The 6,860-nt window shown below is 65.6% G+C and carries 7 protein-coding genes; 1 reads left to right on the forward strand and 6 read right to left on the reverse strand.

The features are described from left to right. Positions 1–9: 9 nt before the first annotated feature. From DIE23_RS03705 to rimO, 4 genes are all read right to left on the reverse strand, one after another. Positions 10–1,194: a cystathionine beta-lyase gene (locus DIE23_RS03705; RefSeq protein ID WP_124610851.1), complete on the reverse strand. Its 1,185-nt coding sequence runs from the start codon at positions 1,192–1,194 to the stop codon at positions 10–12. 115 nt (positions 1,195–1,309) lie between these two features. After that, on the reverse strand, positions 1,310–1,852 hold the full coding sequence (locus DIE23_RS03710) for a hypothetical protein (RefSeq protein WP_124610852.1): 543 nt from the start codon (positions 1,850–1,852) through the stop codon (positions 1,310–1,312). A 201-nt stretch (positions 1,853–2,053) separates the two neighbouring features. Beyond that, on the reverse strand, positions 2,054–2,980 hold the full coding sequence (locus DIE23_RS03715) for a sugar kinase (protein WP_124610853.1): 927 nt from the start codon (positions 2,978–2,980) through the stop codon (positions 2,054–2,056). 3 nt (positions 2,981–2,983) lie between these two features. After that, positions 2,984–4,345: a 30S ribosomal protein S12 methylthiotransferase RimO gene (gene rimO, locus DIE23_RS03720; RefSeq protein ID WP_124610854.1), complete on the reverse strand. Its 1,362-nt coding sequence runs from the start codon at positions 4,343–4,345 to the stop codon at positions 2,984–2,986. 281 nt (positions 4,346–4,626) lie between these two features. Between rimO and DIE23_RS03725 the strand changes: the two genes are divergently transcribed. Next, positions 4,627–4,881, forward strand: a complete 255-nt coding sequence (locus DIE23_RS03725; RefSeq protein ID WP_124610855.1) for a hypothetical protein — start codon at positions 4,627–4,629, stop codon at positions 4,879–4,881. A 346-nt stretch (positions 4,882–5,227) separates the two neighbouring features. Here DIE23_RS03725 and phaR read toward each other — a convergent pair whose 3' ends face one another. Then, positions 5,228–5,794: a polyhydroxyalkanoate synthesis repressor PhaR gene (gene phaR, locus DIE23_RS03730; RefSeq protein ID WP_006478701.1), complete on the reverse strand. Its 567-nt coding sequence runs from the start codon at positions 5,792–5,794 to the stop codon at positions 5,228–5,230. A 119-nt stretch (positions 5,795–5,913) separates the two neighbouring features. Beyond that, on the reverse strand, positions 5,914–6,654 hold the full coding sequence (locus tag DIE23_RS03735) for a 3-ketoacyl-ACP reductase (RefSeq protein ID WP_124610856.1): 741 nt from the start codon (positions 6,652–6,654) through the stop codon (positions 5,914–5,916). Positions 6,655–6,860: the final 206 nt, after the last annotated feature.

The raw sequence follows: 6,860 nt of genomic DNA on the forward strand, positions 1-6,860 counted from the left end.
GCGGTTTCGTTATCGGCCGAGCGTAGCGTGCATCGCACGCTCGATGTCCGCTCGCAGGTCGGCTTCGTCTTCGAGACCGATGTAGAAGCGCACCAGCGTGCCGCGATGCGGCCAGTCCGCCCGCATCGACGCCACGTCGTAAGGCATCGCGAGGCTGCACGCGCCGCCCCAGCTCCAGCCGATCGCGAACAGCTCGAGCGCTTCGACGAAACAATCGATCTGCTCGCTGGCGTAGCGTTCGTCGAACACCACCGAAAACAGCCCGCCCGCGCCGGTGAAGTCGCGCACGAACGACGCGTGCCCCGGGCAGTCGGCCAGTTGCGGATGCAGCACGGCCGCGATCTCCGGCCGCGCCTTCAGCCATTGCGCGAGCGTGAGCGCGCTCTTGCTGTGCGCATCGAAGCGCACCTGCATGCTCGGCAGGCTGCGCAGCACGAGCGAGCAATCGTCGACCGACACGCCGATCCCGCAGCGCATCCGCGCGAGCTTCAGTTGTGCGTGCAGTTCGGCATTCGCGGTGATCGTCGCCCCCATCAGCACGTCGCTGCCGCCCGACTGATACTTGGTCAGCGCCTGCACCGAGATGTCGACGCCATGCTCGAACGGCTTGAACGCGAGCCCGGCCGAATACGTGTTGTCGATCGCGGTGACGATGCCGCGCGCTTGCGCGACCGTCGTGATCGCGCGCACGTCGGGCACTTCCATCGTCACCGAACCCGGCGCCTCGATCCAGATCAGCCGCGTGTTCGGCTGGATCAGCTCGGCGATGCCAGCGCCGACGAGCGGATCGTAAAAGCGCGCGGTGATGCCGAAATCCTTCGCGAGCCAGTTGCCGAAATCGGCGTTCGGCCCGTAGATGTTGTGCGGGATCAGCACGTCGTCGCCCGCCTTCACGATCCCGAAATAGACGTTCGTGATCGCCGAGAGGCCCGACGGCTGCAGCAGCGCGTGCGTGCCGCCCTCGATCTCGGCGAGCCGCTGCGCGAGCGCGAGCGACGTCGGGGTCGCATGCAGACCGTAGCGCCACTGGTTGTCGTTGTGCCACACCAGCGCGCGCATCGTCGCGAGATCGGGGAACACGACCGTCGAGGCACGCGCGACCGGCGGCACGAACGAACGGAAGCCTTCCGGAATGACGTCGTCGGGTTGAACGATGCGGGTCTGGAGTGCGCGCTTCGGAGTGGATGCAGTCATAGGGCAGGAGGCCGGGAAAAAGGCCGTTCGGTTGCGGGATATGTGGCTAGATTAGCCAAAATCGGCGCGGTTGGCCCGGTACAATGCGCGCCGCATGCACCGAGCCAGCGCATCCTCAGTCGTCGGTGCGAAGGTTGACGATGCCGCCGACCGTCTCGATTTCCTGTACGCGGCCGTCGCGTACCTGCAGCGCCGCGCGATTGCCCGGCACCAGACGCAGCGCGACGGGCTGCGGATCCGATTCATCCGAGTTCATCCGGTCGACCTTCAGGTCACCCGTCGAGTCGAAGCGGCCGATCCACACGCCCGTGATGTTCGTGCCGTCGTTCGATTCCTCGATTTCGAGCGTGTCGCCGTCTCGATCGCCGGCGAGCAGGATCACCTCGCCCGTGTCCGTGAACTGGTATTCGCCGTGCACGCCCTCCTCGTCCGTCTTCGGGCCGAGATGCACGACGATCGGCCGATCGCCGAGCATGCCCTCGTAGCGCGGCAGGCGGGCGAATTCCGGGTTCGGCCGCAGCGGCCGTGCGGGCGCCGCTTCATCCTGCTGCACGCCCGGCGCGGCGGCCTGGGCAGCGACGACGCCCGGCATCGCGAGGCCCGCCGCCAGCGCGCCGGCGATCACCAGCGCCCGTTGCCATTCCGAATATCGACCCACCTTGTGTTGCTCCTTGCTTCAGATTCGCTCGAAAATCGCGGCGATAAGCTGCTCGTCGCCATTGCAAATCGTCACGCTCGCACAACGACCGCCAGTGCGAAAGCACCCATTGCGGTACGCATGCCACTCGCGCCCGTTCATGTCGCCCGTCATCCGGGTGCGTGAATGGGTGCGTCGCGTGACCGACACGCGTGATTCGTGTCAGCCCTGCATCAGGCGTTCCACCGCCTCGCGGTGCGGAATCGGCGCGACCGCGCCGTAGCCCGTCGTCGACAGCGCCGCCGCCGCGTTTGCATAACGCGCTGCCGTGAACGGATCGTCGCCCGCGACGATCCGCGCCACGAACGCACCGCCGAAGCAGTCGCCCGCGCCCGTCGCGTCGACGGCCTCGACCGCGAAGCCCGGCACCACGCGCCGTTCGTTCGGGGTTGCAACGTACGCGCCTTCCTTGCCGAGCTTCAGCGCGACGACCTGCGGCCCGTGTTCGAGCATCGCATCGACGATCGCGTCGCGATCGTTCGCGCCCGTGAGCGCCGTGACGTCGTCCCAGCTCGGCAGGCAGATGTCCGTCTGGCGCAGCGCTTCGCGCATCACCGCGCGGGCGCGCGGCAGCGGCCACAGCTTCAGGCGCAGGTTCGTGTCGAAGCTGACCTGCGCGCCGTTGCTGCGCGCGTGGTCGATCGCCGCGAACGCGGCGTCGCACGCGGCCGTGCTGATCGCGAGGCTGATGCCCGACAAGTGCACGGCCTTCGCCGCGGCCAACGCATCGAGCGGCAGGTCCGCCACCGCGTAGCGGCTCGCCGCGGAACCCGCGCGCAGATAGTCGAACTGGTGGCCGTCAGCGCCGTGCGTGACGAAATACACGCCGGTCGGTGCCGTGCGGTCGATCCGCACGTACGTCGTGTCGACGTGCTCCGCCGCCCACATGTCGGTCAGCAAGCGGCCGAACGGATCGTCGCCGATCGCGGACACGAAGCCCGTCGACGCGCCCTGGCGCGCCGCGGCGATGCAGAAGTTCGACGTGTCGCCGCCGAAGCCCTGCAGGAACTCCGGACGGCCCGGCTGCGACTGGTTGAATTCGATCATCGCCTCGCCGAGCGCGAGGATCTGCGGAAATGCCGTGGTCATCGCTCAGACCTCGCCCCACAGGTCGTGGCCGTCCGCGCCCGTGATCTTCACCGATACGAAATCGCCGACCTTGTAGCGCTTCGACGCCTTCGTCGCCGGCTCGACATAGACGACGCCGTCGATCTCCGGCGCATCCGCCGCCGTGCGGCCGATGCCGCCTTCTTCGCTGACTTCGTCGATCAGCACCTTGAGGGTCTTGCCGACCTTGCGCTGGATGCGCTGCGCCGACACTTCCTCGGCGACTTCCATGAAGCGCGCACGGCGTTCCTCGCGAACGTCGTCCGGCAGCGCGCCGTCCAGGTCGTTCGCGGTCGCGCCTTCGACCGGCGAATACGCAAAGCAGCCGACGCGATCGAGTTCCGCCTCGCGGATGAAGTCGAGCAGCGTTTCGAACTGCTCTTCCGTCTCGCCGGGGAAGCCGGCGATGAACGTGCTGCGGATCGTCAGGTCCGGGCAGATCTCGCGCCACTTCTGCACGCGCTCGAGCACCTTCTCTGCGTTGGCCGGTCGCTTCATGCGCTTCAGGACTTCCGGATGCGCGTGCTGGAACGGCACGTCGAGATACGGCAGCACGTGGCCCTTGAACGGGCCTTCGGCCATCAGCGGAATGACTTCGTCGACGCTCGGATACGGATACACGTAGTGCAGGCGCACCCATGCGCCGTACTGCGCGGCGAGTTCGCCGAGCGCGGCGACCAGGTCGGTCATGCGCGTCTTGATCGGCTTGCCGTTCCAGAAGCCCGTGCGGTACTTCACGTCGACGCCGTACGCGCTCGTGTCCTGCGAGATCACGAGCAGTTCCTTCACGCCCGACTTGAACAGGTTCTCCGCCTCGAGCATCACTTCAGCGACCGGACGCGACACGAGATCGCCGCGCATCGACGGGATGATGCAGAACGTGCAGCGGTGATTGCAGCCTTCGGAGATCTTCAGGTACGCGTAGTGACGCGGCGTGAGCTTGATGCCCGCGGCCGGCACGAGATCGGTGAACGGGTCGTGCGGCTTCGGCAGGTGCGAATGCACGGCCTGCATCACTTCGCCCACCGCGTGCGGGCCGGTGACGGCGAGCACCTTCGGGTGGACTTCCTCGATGAGGTTCGAGCCGCTGGCACTCGACTTCGCGCCGAGGCAGCCGGTGACGATCACCTTGCCGTTCTCGGTCAGCGCTTCGCCGATCGCGTCGAGGCTTTCCTGCACGGCTTCGTCGATGAAGCCGCAAGTGTTGACGACGACGAGGTCGGCGCCGTCGTAGGTGCCGGAGATTTCATAACCTTCGGCGCGCAGTTGGGTGATGATTTGCTCGGAGTCGACGAGGGCCTTCGGGCACCCGAGGGATACGAAGCCTACTTTGGGGGACTGGGACATCTGGAATGTGGGGGCGTGGCGGCAAAAGCGTGAGTTTACAGCTATTTATGGGTCAGCGAGGCAAAACCGGCGGCCGACATGCCGTGGATGGCGCCCCCAATATGCAGTGCGCCCGGGCGGATCGAGCCGCCACGGACGGTTGATCCAGCCCTTTCACGCCGACGATGATGAGCCGACGGCCCCGATTACCCCGGCCAACGCCCAACAATCGCCCCGGCCCCACCGCGCCGCCATGCGAAAATCGCGGCATCAACTCTCTTCACTTACCCAACGGGGTTCGCATGACCACCCACATCACGATCGAATTCACCGAGCACGCTGCCGAAACCATCAGCGAGCAGACCAGCACCAGCTTTTCCTATGACCAGGGCGCGCACGTGCCGCAACCCGGCGACTTCGTCGAGCTCGAGAATTCGCGGCAGACGTTTCTCGTGATCGGTCGCGTGTTTTCGCTGAAGGCCAACTACTGCGCGGTGAAGCTCGTGCTCGATCTTCCTCCGGCGGACGACCATCAGGATTTCGATCCGGCACTTTGAGCAAAGCCGGCGAGTTGCGCCGGCCTCGCGGCGACGTATCGTTGCGCGGCCCGACGCAACGGCACCGGCCCTGGCCGGCACGAACGCACGCCGTCAGGCGCAACACCTGCCGGTCTCGTTTCGCTGACTCACTGGAATTCGATCGACAGACCTACGGTCATGCCCGCTCCACGCGAGGACGCAGGCATTCGGTGCCGACGATCAAGTACGACCGTCGGCGACATCATGCGGCAGCGGGCCGCCGACCATCGTCGTGCCCGGGCACACGATCGGCCGCATCGCACCGCCGCACGTCGCGGCGCCGGCCGTCCGGCGGCGGGGGCCGCCGCGGCCGGCCGCGCAAGCGTTACTTCTTTTCCGGCTCCGGCGTGCCCGGTTGCTTGAACGGGAACGTGCTGAACATCGACTTCGCCTGGTTCTGCATCTGCTCCTGCATCTGCACGAACATGTTCTTCGACTGCTCGATGTAGCTCGTCATCATCCCTTGCATCATCGGCGCCTGCATGTTCATGAACTGCGACCAGACTTCCGGATTCATCGCGTTGCCTTCGTAGAGGTTCTTCGATTGATCCGCGAGCTTGTTCTGGATGTCGATGAACGCCTGGATGTTCTTTTCCAGGTACGTGCCCATCATGCCCTGCATCGCATGACCGTAGAAACGGATGATCTGCGACAGCATCGACGACGAGAACATCGGCACGCCGCCGCTCTCTTCCTCGAGGATGATCTGCAGCAGGATGCTGCGCGTCAGGTCTTCGTTGGATTTCGCATCGACGACCTTGAAGTCCTCCTGTTCCAGCACGAGCTGCTTGACGTCGGTCAGCGTGATGTACGTGCTCGTCTCGGTATCGTAGAGCCGGCGGTTCGGGTACTTCTTGATGAGCCGCTCGGCCGTTTTCTTTGTAGTAGTCATGTAACGCCTTTGAGTGCAGCGTAGCGCAAGTGACAAATCCCCGCCTCCCGGATCCGGGAGGCGGGGGCCTTCGGAAACGCCAGGCTGCGCGACCGGGCCGGCCCGCTCAGCCCGGACGTTCAGCCCATGTGCAGGCCGCCGTTCAGCGAGAAGTCGGCGCCCGTCGCGAAGCCGGAATCGTTCGACGCGAGCCACGCGACGATCGAACCGATTTCCTCCGGCCCGCCGAGACGACGCACCGGGATCGTCGCGACGATCTTCTCGAGCACGTCCGGACGGATCGCCTTCACCATGTCGGTGCCGATGTAGCCGGGCGACACGGTGTTGACCGTCACGCCCTTCGTGGCGACTTCCTGCGCGAGCGACATCGTGAAACCGTGGATGCCGGCCTTCGCGGTCGAGTAGTTCGTCTGGCCGAATTGCCCCTTCTGGCCGTTCACCGACGAAATGTTGATGATCCGGCCCCAACCGCGCTCGACCATCCCGTCGATCACCTGCTTCGTCACGTTGAACAGGCTGGTCAGGTTGGTGTCGATCACGGCCGTCCAGTCTTCATGCGTCATCTTGCGGAACACGACGTCGCGCGTGATGCCCGCGTTGTTGACCAGCACGTCGATCTCGCCGACTTCGGCCTTGACCTTGTCGAATGCCGCCTTGGTCGACTCCCAGTCGCCGACGTTGCCTTCCGATGCGATGAAATCGTAGCCGAGCGCCTTCTGGTCCTCGACCCATTTCACCCGGCGCGGCGAGTTCGGGCCGCAACCCGCGACCACCTTGAAGCCGTCTTTCGACAGACGCTGGCAGATGCTGGTGCCGATGCCGCCCATCCCGCCCGTTACGTACGCAATTCGCTGAGACATAAATCTCACTCCATTTCTTGGTTTCGAGAGCCGCCAGAGGCCCCTCTGACTTCACGTGACGCCGGCCGAAGCCGCAATCGGCCGGCGCCCGGATTGGTTTGGCAGTGACGGACGACTGGTTACGGACGTTCGACCGCGAGCGCGACGCCCATCCCGCCGCCGATGCACAGCGACGCCAGCCCGCGCTTCGCATCGCGCTTGACCAT

Source organism: Burkholderia sp. Bp9143, from assembly GCF_003853645.1.
In the GTDB taxonomy this organism is placed as follows: Bacteria; Pseudomonadota; Gammaproteobacteria; order Burkholderiales; family Burkholderiaceae; genus Burkholderia.